This is a genomic window from Clostridium gasigenes, from assembly GCF_900104115.1.
Lineage (GTDB): Bacteria > Bacillota > Clostridia > Clostridiales > Clostridiaceae > Clostridium > Clostridium gasigenes.
The window spans coordinates 114325-135675 of sequence record NZ_FNJM01000007.1 but is presented as its reverse complement, the minus strand read 5'-3'; the positions used below and the strand labels follow the sequence as shown (position 1 = coordinate 135675).

Sequence of the window (21351 nt, the reverse complement as noted above, 5' to 3'; positions counted from 1 at the left end):
TCCTTGTGTAGTTCAAAAAATCCTAAGAATCTTTGACTAGTTATTTATTCTCTAATGCCTTAAGCACTTTTTATTATTCTAATATTTTCTTTAATATATATATATTATATACTTCTACTCAAAATATGGTCAAATATAATAATATCTATATTTTTATTTTACTTAGACATTAGAATCTGACTAGTTATTTTTTTGAAACCCAATAATTTTCGGAATAAAATTTACCATTCTTGAAATACTAAATATTAGAGGTGTATTTTTTATGTTTATAGTACTTTTAAGAACAATTTTTCTTTATATATTAGTAGTGATTGTAATGAGACTAATGGGGAAAAGACAAATTGGAGAATTACAACCCTATGAATTTGTAATTACTATAATGATTTCTGATTTAGCCGCACTACCAATGCAAGATACCAGGTTACCTTTGTTATTAGGTATTATTCCAATAATAACTTTATTATTTGTAAAAACTTTATTAACTCAACTACAACTTAAAAGTCAATTAGCAAGAAAAGTTATAGAAGGAGAACCTTGTATTATGATTTGCAAAGGTAAGGTTAATTTTAAAGTTTTAAAAAAACAACAAATTAATTTAGATGAACTTATGGAAGAGATACGTCTTGCTGGATATTTCGATTTAAATCAAATTGAATATGCAATACTTGAGAATAATGGGCAATTATCATTTTTAACATCCTATGATTCTAATAATAGTAGTTCTGATTCTGATAATAAATGTGTAGGGGCAACTTCTGATGAATCAACTAATTCAACTAATAATAAAAAATCAATTAAGGAAAATAGGCGCCCTCAGTTACCAGTTATATATGTTTTAGATGGTAAAGTTAATAAAAATGCTTTAACTACTTCTGGTAAAAATATATTTTGGATTAAGAATGAACTTAAAAAATATAAAATTAATAATATAGATAATGTTATTCTTGCGATGACCGATACAACCGGCGAATTTATTTATCAACTCCATGACGAATATGAAGAGAGGTGTAAAAATTGAAGAATACAATTTTATCTATTGGACTTTTTATAATTTTATTTATATGTTTATTCTTTGCAGATAAAAGTTTAGTTTCAACTTGCAATGAAATTTATGTAAAGTGTGAAGAAATTGAAATTTCCTTAAATACTAAAGATAATGATAAAGCTTATACTCAATCTGTTGCTCTTCTAAGATTTATTGAAAAGGAAGGTTGTATAGCTTCCATCTATGTAAATCATGTAGATTATGATTGTTTAATAAACGAATCCTTACGGTTATCTATATACATTAAAGAGAAAGATTACGGTGAAGCATTATCTTCCCTTCATGTTTTACGATACGGAGCAAGAAATATGAAAGATATACAAAAAACTAATTTAAAAAATTTATTATGATTTAATAAGAACCACTCAAAAAATAGTCAGTTAGTATGAATGTTTTGAGGTTATATAAAGACAAAAAAATATAGTATACTATATTTTTCCCAAAATATTCTTAATTTTCAGTTATTTATCTTCCTTTGATGTAAATAAAGTGTTAATATTTATATGTAAATATTAACCACAAAAACATAAGGGGGATTAAAAAATGAATTTTAGTAAAAAATTAAAAAAACTTTTTTCTACAACTATTGCTCTTACTTTTATTTTCACACTATTCCCATATATACCAGCTAAAGCTGCTGTTTCTGACCTTCCTGGGGTTCCAACAGTATCTCATAATCAATGGGGGACTGATGTTAATGGTGACTATGACATAACTTGTAATACTTGGTCTGGAAATGCTGCTACAAGTTATAAACTTTACGAAAAATTTGGTGTAGCTAACGCTTTCACTGTTGTTTCTGAAGGTAAAATTGAAGCTACAGCCTCTGCTGGTCAACAAGTCGTTATTCCAATTAGGGGTAAGCTAAAAATTGGAATGTATTCTTATTATGTTGAATTTATAAATTTAAATGGTGCCTCTAAAAGTTCAACTATCCAAGTTCAGGTTGGTAATGATGGAAATGCTAAAATCATTGTCGATACGGTTGATAATGAAGGTATTAAATCTCAATTTACAATTCCTCAAGGATTTACAGAATATAAGTTAATTAATAGTACAAGCCCTACCTCTAAATTTAAAATTATCTCAAATAATACAACTGTTGCTAAGGCATCTATTGTAAACGGTTCTACATTGAAATTAGAAGGAATTTCTAAAGGTAGAAGCGGACTTAAAATAATAGATGAAACTACTGGCCATATAAGACATGTAGGTGTTAGAGTTCTAACTTCTGACGGAAAATTACCTGGAATGCCGGATTATCTTTCGATTGGACAAGTATCTGAAGATAGAGTAGAAGATTTAAATTTTTGGAAAGAAACTTCTGAAACAGATACTAATAAAAGAACTGATGTAAGATATGTTTATATAAATGGTGGCCCTCTTGAGAAAGGATGGAGAACTTGGACTCAAGATGATGGTGCTAGAGCTAAAACATTTATTACTGAAAGCTTGAAAATGGGAATGATACCTTTCTTTGTTTACTATAACATTCCTGATGATGGTGAAAGTTATGATCTTGATATAAAGCATATTAATGATAAAACTTATATGGAAGCTTATTATAAAGATTTAAAATTTTTATTAGATATTTGTGTTGAGTATGGCGGAGATGAAACTGTTGGTCTTTTATTTGAACCTGATTTCTTAGGTTATATGATGCAACAATCTAAAAAACAACCCACTCAAATAGCTGCACTTGTTGATTGTGCTTACAGTTCAGGAGTACTAGTAAAAGGTAAAGATCCACAATTTGAAAATAGTGTTAAAGGTTTAGTTGAATCTATAAACTACACAGTAAACAAATACTACCCTCAATCTTACTATGGATGGCAATTTAATATTTGGTCATACGATAGCCCCGAAATACCAAACCAAGGATTACTTCATAAAACAGAACAAATTGGTTTTGATGCTGGTAGAGAATTTATAAAACAAGTTGCTACAGAAACTGCAAATTACTATTCCGCAGCTGGTGTAACAACTTATGGTGCTGATTTCATATCAATTGATAAATATGGTTTAGATGGAGCTTTTGAAGATGGTGCAAAAGATAATCCTGAAAAATCTAAATGGTTCTGGAATGCAGATTTATGGAACAATTATTTGCTTTATACAAAAACATTACATGATCAAACAAAACTGCCAGTTATACTATGGCAATTACCTGTTGGTCATATAAATTCAAGCCAAGAACCTAATCCTTATAATAACGGAAAATTCAAAGATTTAACAAATGCAGTTGGTAATTATGAAGATTCTGCTCCTACTTATTTCTTTGGTGATACTTTTAAAGCTGGTTCTGATACAAGATTAAATTACTTTAGTAAAAATACTGCTAATGATACTAAAATTAAAGTTACTGGAGATACAGTAACTTGGGGTGATCATATGCAAGAAGCTAAAGATGCTGGTATAGTCTCCATTCTTTTTGGAGCTGGTGTTGGTGCAAGTACAGATGCTGTTGGTTCTCCAGCTTCCGATGATTACTGGTGGATAACTAAAGCTCAACGTTATTATAAAAACCCATTAAACCTAGATGGCTCAAATAAGCCTACTCCCCCAGCTGTAGATTTACCTGCTAAATCTACATTAACTGTTGATAAAGCAAATAGTAATGGTAACTATAACTTAACTGTAAATATTCCTACTGGTTCTAAAGCAACTAGCTATAAACTTTATGAAAATGGTGCAACAATAAAAACAGGAGCACTTACAGCTTCTGACCAAATCATTTCGCAAAGTATAATTAATAAACCAACCGGTACTTACATGTATAAAGTTGATTTAATTAATAATTCTGGTTCTACTTCAAGTAACAACCTAACTGTTTATGTTAATAATAATGTTGTTCCACCTGTTGAAGTTCCTTTAAAAGGATTACTTACAGTAGATAACATTAATAATACTAGTAATTACAAAATCACTATATCTACTCCAGCTTTTTCAAAAGCTACAAGCTATAGACTTTATGAAAATAATAAAATAGTTAAAATTGGTGATATTGGTACATTACCTTTAAATATTATAGAAAATTTTACAAATAAAATTTCTGGAACTTACACTTATAGATTAGACCTTATTAATAAAGATGGTACTACTTCAAGTGATGAAGTGAAAGTTGTTGTTAAATCTTCAGAAATTAATCCACCAGCATCTGGAGTTAATGTTGATTTTTCAGTTGTACAAGATTCAGGTAATACCGCTAACTATGCCCTTACAATAACTAACAATACAGATAAAGATATCACAAGTTGGGATTTATCATTTAATTTTGATAAGAAAATTATCTCTGCTTGGGATTGTAGTTTTTCAGCTTCTAATAATATCTATAACTTTAAATCTATGCCTTGGAATGGAAATATTCCTAAAGGAAAATCTATTTCCTTTGGTGGTTCCTGTCAAGGTGGAGTTGGTTCTTCAACACCAACTTCTATAAATCTAAAAACTACTAATTAATAATAAAAAACAGAAGCCGAATTTAGCTATTATAAATAGCTGAATTCGGCTTTTTTATTTTAATAGACTCTATTTTAAAATTGTATTACCCAATATTTATTTGCATAAATAATCATAACTATATTATATTATACAAATTAATATATATTTTAACTAGTAAACCTATGTATTATAGATATATTTATATTTTTTTATGTAAATTTATAAATTTTTCTTGCATAATTATACATAGGTATATATAATCATATTTATACACAAAATATTTAATAAGAAAATAAATAATAGGGGGGCTTTTATTATGAATAAATTTAACAAAGTGGTTCTAGCATACTCAGGAGGATTAGATACATCAATTATTATTTCATGGCTTAAAGAAAATTATGGTTGTGAGGTTATATGTGTAGTTGGTAATGTTGGTCAATCTGATGAATTAATAGGCCTTGAAGAAAAGGCACTTAAGACAGGGGCATCTAAGTGTTATATTGAAGATTTAACTAAGGAATTTGTAGAAGAATATATATTCCCAACTATTCAAGCAAATGCTATATATGAAGGGAAATATCTTTTAGGCACTTCTTTTGCAAGACCTATAATAGGAAAAAGAATGGTTGAAATTGCAATAGCTGAAGGTGCTGATGCTATATGTCATGGTTGCACAGGAAAAGGAAATGACCAGGTAAGATTTGAGCTTGCCATTAAAGCTTTTGCTCCTGACATGAAAATTATTGCACCATGGAGAATATGGGATTTAAAATCTAGAGATGAAGAAATTGAATATGCTTTAGACAGAAAAATTCCAATATCAATTAATTATGAAACTAATTATAGTAAAGATAAAAACCTTTGGCATTTAAGTCATGAAGGGTTAGACCTTGAAGATCCAGGCGTTGAACCAAAATATGATAAAATATTAGAAATGTGTACTACACTTGAAAATGCACCAGACAAAGCTACTTACATTACATTAAATTTTGAAAAAGGAATTCCTGTAGCTTTAGACGGAGAAAAAATGGACGGTGTTACTTTAATAGAAAAACTTAATAAAATTGGTGGAAAAAATGCCATTGGTATTGTAGATATGGTTGAAAACAGACTTGTAGGAATGAAATCTAGAGGGGTTTATGAAACTCCAGGTGGGACAATTTTATATGCTGCTCACAAAAACTTAGAAGAAATTTGTTTAGATAGAGAAACAGCACATTATAAAGAAACAGTTGCTTTAAAATTTGCAGATATAATATATAACGGTCAATGGTACACTCCACTTCGCGAAGCACTTTCAGCTTTTGTTAAAACTACTCAAGAAAACGTAACTGGCGAAGTTAAATTAAAATTATACAAAGGTAACTTAATTAATGCAGGAGTAACTTCTCCTTATACATTATATAGTGAAGAATATGCAACATTTGGAGAAGATCAAGTTTATGACCAAAATGATTCAGCAGGATTTATTAATCTATTTGGACTACCAATAACAGTTAAAGCTAAAATGGATGCTGCCCTAGCTTTAAAGGTAAAGTAGTATGAAACTTTGGGGAGGAAGATTTAAAAAAGACGTTAACCTTTTAGTTAACGACTTTAACTCTTCTATTAACATAGATTCAAGAATGTATAAGGAAGATATTATTGGTAGCCTTGCTCATGTTAAGATGCTTGGCAAACAAAATATAATTCCGAGTGACGATAGTTTAAAGATTTCTCATGGGCTAAAAGAAATCTTATCTCGCATCGAAAACGGAGTAATAAAAATAGATGAAACTGCTGAAGATCTCCATAGTTTTATAGAGGGTACTCTTACATACTACATTGGTGATGAAGGTAAAAAGCTTCATACTGGAAGAAGTAGAAATGATCAAGTTACTCTTGATACTAAATTATATTTAAAAGAAGCTTTAAAAAATGTTGCACATGATGTTTTAAGTTTACAATCTGTAATTTTAGAGAAATCAAAAGAACATACAGGTACTATAATGCCAGGTTATACTCATATGCAAAAAGCACAACCAATAACATTCTCTCATCATATTTTAGCTTACGCTGAAATGTTTAAAAGAGATATAGGAAGAATATTAGATTGTTATAAAAGATTAGATGAAATGCCACTAGGTAGTGGTGCACTTGCTACTTCTACCTATCCAATAGACAGAGAATTTGTGGCTAAAGAACTTGGATTTTCTAAAATAACTTTAAACAGTATAGATTCTGTTTCTGATAGAGATTATGCTATCGAATCACTTTCTACTCTTTCTATGATAATGATGCATTTATCAAGATTTTCTGAAGAAGTAATTCTATGGTGCACAGGTGAATTTAATTTTGTAGAACTTGATGATGAATATAGTACAGGTAGTAGTATTATGCCACAAAAGAAAAACCCTGATGTTGCAGAACTCGTTCGTGGTAAAACAGGTAGAGTTTATGGTGATTTAATGACTTTATTAACTGTTATGAAAGGACTACCACTTGCTTATAACAAAGATATGCAAGAAGATAAAGAAGCTTTATTTGATGGTTTAGACACATCTTCCCTTTCTTTAAAAACTTTTACTGGTATGGTTCAAACTATGAAAATCAAAAAAGATGTTATGAGAAAAGCCGCAGCTGGTGGATTTACAAATGCTACTGATGTTGCTGATTATTTAGTAAAAAAAGGAACAGCATTTAGAAATGCTCATGAAATAGTTGGTGAAATAGTTCTTCATTGTATAAAAGTTAATAAATCTATTGAAGAGTTATCCTTAGATGAATTAAAATCATTCTCCCCTATTTTCACTGAAGATATTTATAAAGCAATTGATTTGCTTACTTGTGTTGAAGAAAGAAAAGTAATTGGCGGACCAAGTAGTTCTTCTGTGACTATTCAAATTGCAAGTTTAGAAAAATTTATAATAGTTTCTAAGGAGTCATTATCATGTTTAAAGTAGGTATAATTGGAGCTACCGGATATGTTGGCTGTGAGCTCCTTAGAATTTTAATAAATCATCCAAGTGTTGAAGTTACAGCTATTAGTTCTATTTCTTTTGAAGGGGAAGAATTTTCTTCTATTTACAAGTCATTTTATAAAATGACAGATTTAATTTGCAAAAACAAATCTGATGTTATAGAAAAATGTGAAGTTATATTTACTGCTCTTCCCCATGGTTTAAGTGAGGACATTGCAAATGAATGTCTAGCTGCAAACAAAATTTGTATAGATCTTGGAGCGGATTTTAGATTAACTAGGGAAGATGAATATAAACAGTGGTATGGAAAAGAATTTTTTCATAAAGAGCTTCATAGCAAAAGCATTTATGGATTACCAGAATTAAATAGAGATAAAATAAAGACCTGCAAAATCATTGCAAACCCTGGCTGCTATCCAACAAGTATAGAGCTTGGACTACTACCTCTTTTAAAAAATGGTTTGATAGATGGTAAAAATATAATTTGCGATTCAAAATCTGGAGTAACAGGAGCTGGACGTGGCCTTTCACAAAAAACTCACGCCGCTCAACTTAATGGAGATTTTGCACCTTATGCTGTTGGCTCCCATAGACACATTCCAGAAATCGAAGAAATCTTAGGAACAATAGCAAAGGAAAAAATTAATGTTACCTTTACACCACATCTATTACCTATAAATAGAGGTATCATTTCCACAATATATACAACACCTAAAAAAGAACTTATGAGTTATAAATTTAATTCAAATATAGATATTTCACAAAAAATCAGCTCAGATAAAATCACTTATAAAGAAATCAAATCAGATAAAATCGACCTTGAAGAAATATATAAATTATACTGTGAGACATATAAAAATGAACCTTTTACTCATGTTTTACCTATTGGAGAAACTGCATCAATAAAAAATGTTGCATTTACAAACAACTGTCATATTTCACTTCATTTAAATCATAGATGTGATGGAATAATTGTTGTTAGTGCAATAGATAATATGATTAAAGGTGCTGCTGGTCAAGCAATTCAGAATATGAATATTATTTTGGGTATAAATGAAACTGAAGGATTAAACTTTATTGCACCAGCATTCTAATTTAGGCATATTCAAAAAAATAACAAGCCAATATTATAATCTATTTTCTACCTTCGCTTGTTGTTTTTTTAAAAGGCCTTAAATAAAAAGGGGGCATATAAATGGAACTATTAAATAATGGTGGAGTTACTTCTCCTAAAGGTTTTTTAGCTTCTGGAATACATTGTGGTTTAAAAAAGAATAGTTTAAAAATGGATTTAGCTCTTATTTACTCTGAAGTTCCAGCTGCAGCTGCTGGAGTTTATACAAAAAATAAAGTAAAAGGAGCTCCACTTTATATTACAAAGGAACATCTATCTAACAAAATGGCTCAAGCTATTATTATAAATAGCGGTAATGCTAATACTTGTAACGGCGTTGATGGTCTACATAAAGCAAAGAGAATGTCACAAGTTCAAGCAAAAGCCTTACTCCTAAAAACTGATGAGGTATTAGTGGCATCAACTGGAGTAATTGGGGTTCCTCTAAATATTAATGCTATACAAAGTGGAATTCCTAGACTTACAGAAAAACTTTCAGTTAATGGTGGCTTAGATGCCGCTAGTGCTATTATGACCACCGATACTTTTAAAAAGCACTTTGCAACTCAGTTTATGATTGATTCTAAAACCATAACAATTGGGGCTATGGCAAAGGGATCTGGAATGATAGAACCTAATATGGGAACTATGCTTTCATTTATAACAACAGATTTAAATATTTCTGGTGAACTTCTGAGTGAAGCACTTAAGGAAAGTGTTAATCTTAGTTATAATAGAGTTAGTGTTGATGGTGATACAAGTACTAACGATATGGTGCTAATTATGGCAAATGCTTTAGCTCTTAACCCCAAAATAGAAAATAAAAATAAAGATTACTATACTTTTCTTAAAATATTAAATGAATTAAATATAATTGTTGCTAAAAGCATTGCCAAAGATGGTGAAGGTGCAACAAAGCTTATAGAATGTAGCATTACTAATGCTAAAACAGTAAAAGATGCAGAGGCTTTATCTAAAAGTGTTATAAACTCAAGCCTTGTAAAGACTGCAATGTTTGGCAGTGATGCAAACTGGGGTCGTGTACTTTGTGCTCTTGGATATTCTACTGCAACCTTTGATCCAAATAAAGTTGATGTTTCTTTTAAAAGTTCTGTTGGGGAAATTAAAGTATTCTCAAAAGGTGGTTCTTTAGAATTTGATGAAGCTCATGCCAAAGAAATATTACTTCAGCCAGAAATAAATATTTTAGTTAATATGAACGATGGTGATGTATCTTCAGTAGCTTGGGGCTGCGATTTAAGTTATGATTATGTGAAAATTAATGGAGACTATAGAAGTTAGGGGGAAACTATTTTGAATCATACAGAACATACTAGAGTTTTAATGCAGGCTTTACCTTATATTCAAAAACTATATGGTAAAACTATTGTTGTGAAATACGGTGGCAATGCAATGATTAGTGAAGAGCTTCGCGAAACTGTTATTAATGATATTATTCTTATGAAATGTATAGGTATTGAGCCAATTGTTGTTCATGGTGGAGGACCTGATATTTCTAAGTTTCTAAATAGAATAGGTGAAAAAAGTAAATTTATAAATGGATTACGTTATACAGATGAAAATACTATAGACATAGTTCAAATGGTTCTTGGCGGCAAAGTTAATAAGGATTTAGTTAAGCTAATAGAAAAATCCGGTGGTAAAGCAATTGGTATTTGTGGAATAGACGGTTCTCTTTTAAAAGCTAAAAAACTTATTACTGAAGATGATTTAGGATATGTTGGTGAAATAACTTCTGTTAATACAGATATTTTAAAAATGGCGATGTCTTCTGGTTACATTCCAGTAGTTGGTTCAATAGCCCTTGGGGAAGATGATAATAATTTATATAACATTAATGCAGATACTTGTGCCGCTAAAATTGCCTCGGCATTAAAAGCTGAAAAATTAATTTTATTAACGGATGTACCCGGTGTTATGATCGATCCTTCAGATGAAAATTCATTACTTTCAGTATTAAGACTTCACGAAGTTCCAAAACTGCTTCATGATAAAGTAATAAAAGGTGGGATGATTCCTAAAATAGATTGTTGTGTTGAATCTGTTAGAATGGGTGTTAAACGCGCACATATTATTGATGGACGTGTACCCCATTCTATTATCTTAGAACTACTATCTAACGAGGGAATTGGAACTATGATTTACTAACTCATTCAAAATTATATTATGAACTACAACTATATGGGTATACTAAGTAACTATCAAATAAATAATAGAGCAATTTGCTAGTCTATTATTTATTTTAAAGTCCATAAGTAGTTTTTTCAATATACCTAACTACCTACTCAATAAAAAGGGGGCTTAAAATATGTTTAATGAAGAAAGTAATTGTATTATGAATACCTACGCTTACCTACCCGTTAACTTGGTTTACGGTGATGGATGTTATGTTTTTGATGATAGTAATAATAAATATATAGATTTCACTAGTGGAATCGGTGTTAATTGCCTTGGCTACAATAATAAAAAATGGGTGGATGCCGTTTCAAAGCAAGCTTCTACTCTTGCACATATCTCTAATATATTTTTAAATGAAACTACTCTTAAATTGTGTAAAAACCTTACTAATATTTCAAATATGAGCAAGGTCTTTCTTTCAAACTCTGGGGCAGAAGCAAATGAAGGAGCTATAAAACTTGCTCGTAAATATAGCTTTGATAAATATGGAATTAATAGAAATGTTATCTTATCATTAAAACAATCCTTCCACGGAAGAACACTTGCAGCCTTAACTGCTACAGGTCAAGATAAGTTCCACAACTATTTTTTTCCTTTTCCAGAAGGTTTTGATTATGTAGAAGTAAATAATATTAATTCTTTTAAAAGTAAACTAGGCAATAATGTTTGTGCAATTATTCTTGAAGCTATTCAAGGTGAAGGCGGGATAACTCCTTTAGATACTTCATTTGTTTCTGAAGTAGTTAAAATGTGTAATGAAAATGATATTCTAGTTATATTTGATGAAGTTCAATGTGGTATTGGCAGAACTGGTAAATTATTTGGGTTTAATCATTTAGATGTAACTCCTGATATAATTACAATTGCCAAGGGTCTAGGCGGCGGTTTACCTATTGGTGGATTCTTATGTAACGAAAAATTATCTAATGTATTAACCCCAGGTGACCACGGCACCACTTATGGTGGTAATCCTATTGCCTGTGCTGGTGCACTTGTTGTACTTAATGAAGTATGTACTAGTACAACTCTTAAAGAAATAACTAATAAAGGGGCTTTTCTTAAAGGACTTTTAGAAAACTTAAATCTTCCAATAGTAAAAGAAATTAGAGGAACAGGTTTAATGATTGGTATTGAGACCACTATTGATGCAGCTTTAATTCAAAAAAAAGCTTTAGAAAAAGGATTATTAGTTTTAACAGCAGGTAAAAATGTTGTAAGATTACTTCCTCCATTAATAATAGAAAAGGTAGATATATTAGCTGGATTCAAAATACTTGAAGAAATTTTAAAAACATTATAAATATATTCAAAATAATATGAAAATAAATACTAATTATTTTCATATTGCACGACTTTAAAATAAAATTGGGGGGCTAAATTATGAATAAAGATTTGTTGAAAATGAGTAATCTTTCAAAAGAGGACATTTTAGATATACTAAATCTTGCAGATCAATTAAAATATGAACAGAAACATGGTATAGAACATCATCATTTAAAGGGAAAATCCCTAGGATTAATTTTCGAAAAATCATCTACTAGAACAAGAGTATCTTTTGAAGTTGGGATGTATCAACTTGGGGGCTATCCACTCTTCCTAAGTTCAAAGGATTTACAAATTGGTAGAGGTGAACCAATCCAAGATACTGCACGTGTATTATCAAGATATTTAGATGGTATTATGATTAGAACCTTCTCTCAAAAAGAGGTAGAAACCCTTGCAGAGTCATCATCTATTCCAATAATTAATGGTCTTACAGATGATGAGCATCCATGCCAGATATTAGCTGATTTAATGACTATAAGAGAAAACAAAAAAATATTAGAAGGTCTAAACGTGGCTTACATTGGAGATGGGAACAACATGGCTAATTCCTTAATAGTTGGATTTTTAACTGTTGGAATGAACCTGTCTATTGCTTCTCCTACAGACTACTCTCCTTCTAACTACTATATAGAAAAAGGAAAGGAAATCTCTAAATCTATGGACGTAAACTTTAGAGTAACAACTTGTCCAAAAGAAGCTGTGAAGAATGCCGATGTTGTTATAACCGATGTTTGGGCAAGTATGGGTCAGGAAGATGAATCAGCAAAAAGAATTAAAGCATTCCAAGGTTTCAAAGTAGATTCACAACTTATGAAACTTGCAAAAAATGATGCAATAGTTCTTCACTGCTTACCAGCCCATAGAGAAGAAGAAATTTCAACTGAAGTGCTAGAAAAACACTCTGAAATAATATTTAACGAAGCTGAAAATAGACTTCATGCTCAAAAAGCAATACTTGTTAAACTTTTAAAATAAGTAAAAAGCGGAAATAATTACACCGCTGGAGCGTAATTATTTCCATTATTTTAAAATATATCTATAGTTTTCCATAATAATTTGACAAACATACCCCCTTGTAGTGTATACTGTTGTATATAAATAAAATTAAATGTTATTTATTTTTATTAATATCACTAATGGAGGTACAATTTTTGATTAAAAAAGTTTTATTATTAACTACTATAGTAGCTTTATGTTTTAATACAAGCTATGTATCCTTTGCAACAACACTTACCCCAGCTCAAGCTATTGAAGAGAGTAAAGTTAAGTATGAGCAGCTTGATGATACAATAACAACATTAAATTCTGAAATAAGTAAATTAAATATTGAAATAGAGGTAATTAACTATAAACTTAATGCTACTAATACAGAAATTGAAGAAACTGGGTTACAGATTAAGCTTATTAATTCTCAAATTGAAGAAGCTAAAGCTGATATTGAAAAAAACCAGGAAATATTAGATAAACGAATACGCTCTATGTATGAGAGTAATACAAATACAGATATGCTTATTTATATTATGACTTCCGACAACCTACTTGATGCATTTAACAGAGTCTATTCTATGAGTAAAATAGTATCTCTAGATAAACAAATGATTAATGAGATTAATGAGAAAAGTGCATTTTTAATTAAAGGTGCAGAGGATTTAAGTAAAAGTCAATCAGATTTAAACTTCTTAAAAACATCTGCTTTAAAAGACCTTGCTTCTGTAAATGAAAAGCAAAGTACTCAACAAGAAAGTTTAAACGAACTTAATTCCCAAAAGGCTAATGTTGCTTCAATAATTGAGGCAAACGAAGAAAAGCTTATATCTCATCAACTATCAATAATTAATTCAGATAGTTCTACATCGCTAGAGCTAACGTCTGCAATTAGCACCTTAAAATCATTAATTGCTCAAATTAGCAGTGACTATGTATTAGATTTGGCTAATACTGCTATTTTGGATGGACAGGCTAAAATTGATGCTATAGAAATTGAAAACAGCAAAAATGCTGTAATTAATAATAATAGTAATAATAGTAATAATAGTAATAATAGTAATAATAGTAGTACTACTGATAATAATAATAACAGTGGTAATGGTAATTCTACCTCTGGAGATGGTGAGTACATAGCAACTTATGCTATGTCCGCAACTGCTTACACTGGTGGTACTATAACTGCTTCAGGTTTAAAACCTATAAGAGATCCAAATGGTATAAGCACCATTTCTGTAGATCCTTCTGTAATACCACTTGGTTCAAAAGTACTTATACCTGGTTATGGTTATGCTATAGCCTCAGATACCGGTGGCGCTATAAAGGGAAATATAATTGATTTATACTTAAATAGCCATGAAGAATGTGTTTCTTGGGGTAGACAAAATGTAACTCTACATCTAATTGCTCTTCCAGGAACTTGGTAATATTTACACTATAAATTATTCAGTTTCAACATAAAAATAGGTGATATAACATTAATGACTATGTTATATCACCTATTTAAAATATATAATTTTATAAATATAATCTAAGTCATCTTGAAAAAATAACTAGTTATTATTAATTTTATTTTTTATATCCCTAGCAACTATTTTTCCATATAGTTGTTAATATGCTTAATTATCATGTTAATACTTCCGTCACCATTTCTTTGGATTTCAAACCTTGTATTATCATTGTAAGCTTCTTCGTTTATATATAAATCTATATCTTTATCAACTTTAAGTCTTACTCTCTTAAGCTTTTTCTCAACCCAAGTTTTATCTATTGATACTTCTTCATCTAACCCATGACCACGAACAAAATTATTGAAGTTTTCTTTTATTTCAGGTTCTTCTTTAAACAATTCATGGGATAACGCTTCTATATTAATTGTATCTTCTTTTTTAAGCTTAGCTTTAACTGTTGTTCTTATTCTTTCTGCTTTATCTGCATCTTCAACTATATTAGTTCTAGTCCAAGCTTCTGTTGCCTTTACGAATGTTTTAGTCATATCTCTTTCGTTATTAACAATATTACAGCCCAAGAAGTTATTAATGAAATAATTTGCTCCATATTCATCTTTATCTTTACTCTTTTTTTGCTTATCTATAACCATTAAATTGTATCCATCATTCTCTCTAATTGGCTTTATAAATGCAGCCTTTTGGATCCTTTGGCTACTACCTGGGAGCCCTGCCGCTTGTGGAATTATTCCAATACCAATTTTATTATCAACAAAATCTATTTGATGAGTAAAGTTCTTAACATAATCCATCTTAAGTAACCCTATCATAGGTCCTTGATCCGTAACAATTGAAACAACTATTAAATCACAAGATGGTATACTTCCATTACCATTCATAACTGCAAATAACTGCCTTGCTATCTCTTGTGATAATTTAATAATATCACTTTCCATTCCATTTAAATAATCTTGAACAACTTCTTTAACAATGCTTCTTTCCTGATTAAAAATAGCATACTTTAATTCTTCATCCTTAAAACATTTTTCTATATGTCTATATAAAAAGTTATACGTATCATCACTTAAATCAAGAGCATATTCGTTTAAAACTGGCTCTCCTGCCTCTGAATCTAATATATGGATCACAGCTTCCTGTATATTTACATCATTTACATATTCCATTTTTATACCACCTTATAATCTTTCGCGCATAGGGTACTTTAACGTCCTTACCCACTTTAGTCATTTAGAAATAAATAACTAGTCAGTATACTTGTCTTTTTTAACTATTTATTTATTTTACAATGCCTTATTTCTTATATATTTTATAATAACGCTAACAATTTGTAAAACGCTTATAGTTCTTTTAATCTTCTACAGGTACTTTAGGACCTACTAAATCTAACTGATAAAATGCTAAATCAAGCCAAGTTTCAAACTTATATCCAGCTTTTTTAATTGTACCTGAATATTTAAAATCTAATTTTTCATGCATCTTAATACTTCCAATGTTAGCTGCGTCAATACAAGAAACTAACGTTGCAAATTCCCTTTCATTAGCATCTTTTATTATTTGTTTTAATAATAAGATTCCAATTCCTTTGCCTCTACTTTCCTTTTTTACATAAACAGAATGCTCTATTGTATATTTATAAGCTTGCCATTGTCTAAATGGGCCATAAGTCGCAAAACCTATAACTTTATTATTTTCCTCAAAAACAAATACTGGATAACCTTCAGAAATTTTATTATTAAACCATGCTTTTCTTTCTTCTAAAGTCTGAGCCTTATAATTATATACTGCTGTAGTATTTACTATAGCATCATTATAAATTTCTAAAATATTAATTAAATCTTTTTCTTCTCCGTGTCTAATCATATTAATTTAACCCCTTATATTTCATCCTATTTGCTTATATTATAACACTTTTATTAATCTTCATTATAACACTTTTATTAATCTTCATTATATCAATAAATTACATAATAATAAATTTATTGTTTATATAATTGTATTTCGTTATAATAAACTTAAGCTAATAAACTTAAAAGTAGGTGTATTAGATGGATAATACTATTTCAAAATTTCAATTTCAGTATTGAATAAAAATAATATTATTTTTTAAATTTAAGGAGAGATAAGAAGATGAATGAATTAGAAACTAGAATTATAGATATTGATGTTGATGATATAAGGTGTAAGTTAGTTGCCTTAGGTTCAGAAAAAGTTAAGGATGAAAATCAAATTAACGATATATATGATTTTGAGGATGGAAGACTTTTAAATGCTAAAGGTTATGCAAGAATACGTACTACTATTGATAAGTTATCTGGAAAAGAAACTTATTATATGACTACAAAGAAAATGTTAAGCCAAGGTACTTTTAAAGTTATGGAAGAAAATGAAACTATAGTAGAAGATAAAGAAATGGCTCGTGGAATTTATTTATCTCTTGGTCTTGTGCAACATAAATGTATTAAGAAATCTAGAGAAAGCTATAAATTTAAAAATTCTTTAGTTGAAATTGATATTAATGATAAAAGCTTCTGCCCATTCCCTTATATTGAAATAGAAACATCTGACGTGGAAAATCTTAAAGAAATTGTTGAACTTTTAGGATATACACTTGAAGATACTACTTCTAAAACAATTTATGAGCTTTTAGCTGATAAAGGCATTGGCAACAAGGATGCAAAAGGACTTTAGCACTTTTTTAAAATAACAAGTCAATATACATGGCCCTTTGACTTGTTATTTTTTTTGAAATGCCTTAAACTAAATATTAACAAATGAAAAAATTAACTTTTGGAGGAATATTATGAATAACTTATCTACAATTTTATTACTTACTATAGTTGGAGGGGTTATAGGCTGGATAACTAACATCTTAGCTATAAAGCTTATGTTTAGACCAATAAATCCTATTAAAATCCCATTACTAAATATAGAAATACTAGGGTTAATACCTAAAAGAAAAAAAGAAATTGCAAAGAATATTGGTGATGTAGTAGCTAATGATCTATTATCTATTGATGATTTATTAAACGAAGCATTAGATGATGAATCTAAGAATAACATTACTGAACATATAAAATCAAAAGCTCGTGATGTTGCAAATGAAAAGCTTAATATTATACCCGCACCTTTTAGAATGATGGTTAGTCCTTATGTTGATGATATTATTAATAAAGAAATAGGTGGCGCTGTAGAAAATATTGGTGTTGATATAATTTCCATGGCTAAAGATAAAATTAATATAAATAAAATAGTAGAAGAAAAAATAAATGAATTAGATCTAGAAGAACTTGAAAGAATTATAATTAGTATATGTAAGAAAGAATTTAAACACATCGAAATTTTAGGTTTGGTTCTTGGTGGTCTTATAGGGCTAGTTCAAGGTTTAATAGTTATTTTACTTTAGGCATTCTAAAATAAAAATAGCAGCACATTGTGCTGCTATTTTTATTAATATATGCTATATTTTAACTTTTTTATTCATTTGTATTTGGACAAGTATTTGTTGTACTTTGTGTTGGACAAGTTCCATTTGTTGTATTATCTACATTTTCACCTTGTATAACCTTAACCTTTGAACATCCATTTGAGTTAGAGCAATTATTATTTTCTTTTGTGCTGTTACTTGTACCTGTACTTTGACATCCTTGATTACACTCATTTACACATGTACTCTCGCATCCTTGATTACATCCATTTGTGAAAGTACTAGGACAAGCATTTGAACAACTATTTTGAGAATCAATAGCTTTTGCTACATCATTTGAAGCTTCCTTAACAGTTGCTACCTTCTCTTCGGGCGCTGGAGATACTAATAATTGTTTTTGAACTTCATTCGTCACTTCTGCTGGTGCATTGCTAGCTTCAGTAGCTACTTCATTTGTAGCTACCGAATTTGTATCTACGCCACTCTCTATTGCATTTGTATCTACTGGTGTAGCTTCTATATTTGTTTGTTTAGCTTCTGTATTTACTTGTTTAGATTCTATTGCTAGTTTATTAACTTGTGCAGTATCTGCATCTCTCATAGAAGCAAAACTTAAAGTTCCACCAAATATTAAAGCACCCGCCACTGATAAACCTATAAGAAATTTTCTTTTATTCATACGTACTCCCCCTTGATTTTAAGTTTAATAACTTTGTTATTATACAAACTAGTTTTTTTCATTTATATAATATTTTAAATTACTTTGCTTTTAAACTTAGGTTTTGTCTTTGTCTTTGTCTTTGTCTTATCAACTTTACTACCTTATTGTAATTTAAAACTTAAAATAAGTCTTTAGTAGTTAATTGGGCTATAACTCATAAACTTCCTCAATATCCTTAACATTATTTTCCAAGTAATCTTAATAAACTTACTATATAAGGATATCTGTTTGATAATTTTATACTAATGTATTTCTATTTAAATCAATTGTCTAAAAATAAAGAAAGGCTGAACTAAGTTATATTTAGTCCAACCTTTTCTTGTATATTTATTATTATTTTATAAAGCTTGTTTTTCATTTGATTCTTTGGATATTCTAATCCTTTTTCTAATCTTTAGTATAATTAAAACCATTAGTGATATTAGCACTATAGCAATTCCATAAACACCTAAAGCTATTTTATTGGGATTACTAACCAAATTAATTACATTATGATTATCATCAACCATCTTTCTACCTTGCAATATATTATAATTTTCAGTAATTTGAGGTACACCATTAACTTTATCAAAGGATTTAAGGTAGTTAGTTAATGATATCCATTCTTTTTCTTCTTCCTTTAAGCTCTTCCATTAATTTTATTCAATCTTTTTAGAGAACCGAAAAAGCCTATGGTTATTTTAAAAATCACAGGCTCTCTTCATTTTTTTTAAAGTTTTTCTCTTCTTTTAGTGGATTTAACAAATAATTCTTTCAGACATTTATTGTTATTATTTTCCAAAGCTATTTTTATTTTTTTCAGTTCTACTTCAAATTCGTCAATTACTTTAATTAAGTTCGACTTATTTCCCAGGAAAAGTTCACTCCATAACTCTTCATTTATATTTGCTATTCTTGTTAAATCTCTATAACTATCTCCAATAAAACTACCTGTATCCCTTCCCTCTTCATCACTATTTATAAGTGCTACAGCTATTGCATGTGGAAGTTGACTTGTGAAACTTATCATTTCATCATGATATTTAGGAGTTATTCTTCTTACCTTTTTAAATCCAATGTTATAAGCAAGTTTTTCTATTAGCTTTATATTTTCTTCTTTATTGCTATCTATAGTAGTAATTAAATAGTTCGCTCCTTTAAATACCTTGCTTGAAGCATAATCTATGCCCTTTTTTTCTCTTCCTGCCATTGGATGACCAAAAATAAAATCTACATTAGAAGGTAATATTTCTAATATATCGTTTATAAACATTTCTTTTATGCCTGTTGCATCTGTAATAACAGTACCTTTTTTAAATCTATTTTTATTATCTTGTATAAACTTCTTAACTAACCTTGGATATATAGAAAGTATAATTAAATCACACTTTTCTACAATATCAGTTCCATCAATATATCCCTTTTTAATTATGCGTAAATTTTCTGCCTTTTTTAATGTATCTAAATCCGTATCAAGACCATATACATCTTCATATCCAGCTTCTTTAAGTGCCATTGCATAACTTCCACCAACAACACCAAGCCCCACTATTAAAATCCTCATAAATTCTATTTCCCCCAATATTTATTACAGGAAAAGCCTCAGTAATACTGAAGCTTTTATCTTATCACTTTTAAAGAATTTTTCCCTCAAATTCTGCTAATCTTTTAATTTTATCCATCATAATTTTAAAAGATTCTGGTTTAATGGATTGTTGTCCATCACTTAAGGCACATTGTGGGTTGTTATGAACTTCTATCATTAATCCATCTGCTCCTGCTGCTATTGCGGCTTTTGCTAGTGGTTCTACTAAATACCAGTATCCTGCTGCATGGCTTGGATCAACTATTACTGGTAAATGTGATAGCCTTTTAACTACCGGAATTGCACTTAAATCTAAAGTGTTTCTTGTGTATGTTTCAAAAGTTCTTATTCCTCTTTCACAAAGAATTACATTTTCATTTCCGCTAGCCATTATATATTCTGCTGACATTAGCCATTCCTCTATAGTTGCTGATAACCCTCTTTTTAAAAGAATTGGTTTTCTAGTTTTACCTATTTGTTTTAAAAGATCAAAGTTTTGCATATTTCTTGCCCCAATTTGAATTATATCAACGTCTCTTTCAAATTGATCTATATAATCTGTTGACATTATTTCTGTCACTATTGGAAGCCCTGTTTCAGCTCTTGCTCTTTTCAGTAATTCTAAACCTTCAAGTTCTAAACCTTGGAAGCTATATGGTGATGTTCTTGGTTTAAATGCTCCCCCTCTTAAGAAAGTTGCTCCTGATTCTTTTACACTTTTTGCAATTTCTATAATTTGTTCTTCACTTTCAACCGAACAAGGACCTGCCATAACTGCAAGGTTTTTTCCTCCAATAATTGATCCATTAACATCAATTATTGTATCTTCTGGTTTAAATAATCTATTAGCTTTTTTAAAAGGTTCTTCCACCTTTAAAACTTTATCAACACCTTGGAATCTTAATAGTTTATTAGAATCTATTGCTCTAGTTTCACCTACAACTCCTAATATACAATAAGTTTCTCCTTGAGATAGGTGCGTAAGCACACCTTTTTCCTCTATTGCCTTCTTAATTTTCAATACTTCTTCTTTACTACATTTAGGATTCATTACTATAATCATTCTACCATCACTCCATACTACTTTTTTCATCTTAAGCATAT

At 29.6% G+C, this 21351-nt stretch carries 19 protein-coding genes; 13 read left to right on the top strand and 6 right to left on the bottom strand.

The features are described from left to right. Positions 1-262: 262 nt before the first annotated feature. The 11 genes from BLS77_RS12625 to BLS77_RS12575 all read left to right on the top strand — a co-directional run bounded on the left by BLS77_RS12625 (position 263) and on the right by BLS77_RS12575 (position 14496). A complete protein-coding gene (locus tag BLS77_RS12625) occupies positions 263-1018 on the top strand; it encodes a YetF domain-containing protein (RefSeq protein ID WP_089970391.1) in 756 nt (251 codons plus the stop codon). Further along, positions 1015-1395, top strand: coding sequence for a DUF4363 family protein (locus tag BLS77_RS12620; protein WP_089970388.1), 381 nt, complete (start codon positions 1015-1017; stop codon positions 1393-1395). Before BLS77_RS12625 ends, BLS77_RS12620 begins: the two co-directional genes overlap by 4 nt. Positions 1396-1588: 193 nt before the next feature. Continuing rightward, positions 1589-4504, top strand: a complete 2916-nt coding sequence (locus BLS77_RS12615; protein ID WP_089970385.1) for a cellulose binding domain-containing protein — start codon at positions 1589-1591, stop codon at positions 4502-4504. Between the two features lie 298 nt (positions 4505-4802). After that, positions 4803-6026, top strand: a complete 1224-nt coding sequence (locus BLS77_RS12610; RefSeq protein WP_089970382.1) for an argininosuccinate synthase — start codon at positions 4803-4805, stop codon at positions 6024-6026. 1 nt (position 6027) lies between these two features. Then, entirely contained in the window at positions 6028-7428 is a 1401-nt protein-coding gene (gene argH, locus BLS77_RS12605; protein ID WP_089970379.1) for an argininosuccinate lyase, read from the top strand. Next, on the top strand, positions 7416-8540 hold the full coding sequence (gene argC, locus BLS77_RS12600; RefSeq protein WP_089970376.1) for an N-acetyl-gamma-glutamyl-phosphate reductase: 1125 nt from the start codon (positions 7416-7418) through the stop codon (positions 8538-8540). Before argH ends, argC begins: the two co-directional genes overlap by 13 nt. 101 nt (positions 8541-8641) lie before the next feature. Continuing rightward, positions 8642-9862, top strand: coding sequence for a bifunctional glutamate N-acetyltransferase/amino-acid acetyltransferase ArgJ (argJ, locus tag BLS77_RS12595; RefSeq protein WP_089970374.1), 1221 nt, complete (start codon positions 8642-8644; stop codon positions 9860-9862). 9 nt (positions 9863-9871) lie between these two features. Continuing rightward, positions 9872-10729 carry an acetylglutamate kinase gene (gene argB / locus BLS77_RS12590; RefSeq protein ID WP_175490855.1) on the top strand — a complete coding sequence of 286 codons (858 nt, stop codon included), beginning with the start codon at positions 9872-9874 and terminating at the stop codon, positions 10727-10729. Between the two features lie 160 nt (positions 10730-10889). Beyond that, positions 10890-12059: an aspartate aminotransferase family protein gene (locus BLS77_RS12585; protein WP_089970368.1), complete on the top strand. Its 1170-nt coding sequence runs from the start codon at positions 10890-10892 to the stop codon at positions 12057-12059. An 80-nt stretch (positions 12060-12139) separates the two neighbouring features. Further along, positions 12140-13060 (top strand): ornithine carbamoyltransferase, encoded by a 921-nt coding sequence (gene argF / locus BLS77_RS12580; protein ID WP_089970365.1) that lies wholly within the window; start codon positions 12140-12142, stop codon positions 13058-13060. Positions 13061-13236: 176 nt separating this feature from the next. Next, positions 13237-14496, top strand: a complete 1260-nt coding sequence (locus BLS77_RS12575; RefSeq protein WP_139164840.1) for a 3D domain-containing protein — start codon at positions 13237-13239, stop codon at positions 14494-14496. A gap of 164 nt (positions 14497-14660) precedes the next feature. Here the strand turns inward: BLS77_RS12575 and BLS77_RS12570 are convergent, their stop codons facing one another. Together BLS77_RS12570 and BLS77_RS12565 are read right to left on the bottom strand one after the other, a co-directional pair. Next, positions 14661-15701: a nucleoid-associated protein gene (locus BLS77_RS12570; RefSeq protein WP_089970362.1), complete on the bottom strand. Its 1041-nt coding sequence runs from the start codon at positions 15699-15701 to the stop codon at positions 14661-14663. A 184-nt stretch (positions 15702-15885) separates the two neighbouring features. Beyond that, positions 15886-16398, bottom strand: coding sequence for a GNAT family N-acetyltransferase (locus BLS77_RS12565; protein ID WP_089970360.1), 513 nt, complete (start codon positions 16396-16398; stop codon positions 15886-15888). 267 nt (positions 16399-16665) lie between these two features. On the opposite strand from BLS77_RS12565, the gene BLS77_RS12560 reads away from it, so the two are divergent. Then, positions 16666-17226 (top strand): class IV adenylate cyclase, encoded by a 561-nt coding sequence (locus BLS77_RS12560; protein ID WP_089970357.1) that lies wholly within the window; start codon positions 16666-16668, stop codon positions 17224-17226. Between the two features lie 112 nt (positions 17227-17338). Then, a complete protein-coding gene (locus BLS77_RS12555) occupies positions 17339-17941 on the top strand; it encodes a DUF445 domain-containing protein (RefSeq protein ID WP_089970355.1) in 603 nt (200 codons plus the stop codon). A gap of 70 nt (positions 17942-18011) precedes the next feature. Here BLS77_RS12555 and BLS77_RS12550 read toward each other — a convergent pair whose 3' ends face one another. From BLS77_RS12550 to aroF, 4 genes are all read right to left on the bottom strand, one after another. Next, positions 18012-18641 (bottom strand): hypothetical protein, encoded by a 630-nt coding sequence (locus tag BLS77_RS12550; RefSeq protein WP_089970353.1) that lies wholly within the window; start codon positions 18639-18641, stop codon positions 18012-18014. A gap of 380 nt (positions 18642-19021) precedes the next feature. Next, the gene (locus BLS77_RS19925) at positions 19022-19207 is read right to left on the bottom strand and encodes a hypothetical protein (RefSeq protein ID WP_175490852.1); all 186 of its coding nucleotides are present in this window, start codon (positions 19205-19207) and stop codon (positions 19022-19024) included. A 185-nt stretch (positions 19208-19392) separates the two neighbouring features. Further along, entirely contained in the window at positions 19393-20226 is an 834-nt protein-coding gene (locus tag BLS77_RS12545; RefSeq protein WP_089970351.1) for a prephenate dehydrogenase, read from the bottom strand. A gap of 70 nt (positions 20227-20296) precedes the next feature. Then, positions 20297-21310: a 3-deoxy-7-phosphoheptulonate synthase gene (gene aroF / locus BLS77_RS12540; protein WP_089970348.1), complete on the bottom strand. Its 1014-nt coding sequence runs from the start codon at positions 21308-21310 to the stop codon at positions 20297-20299. Positions 21311-21351 lie beyond the last annotated feature (41 nt).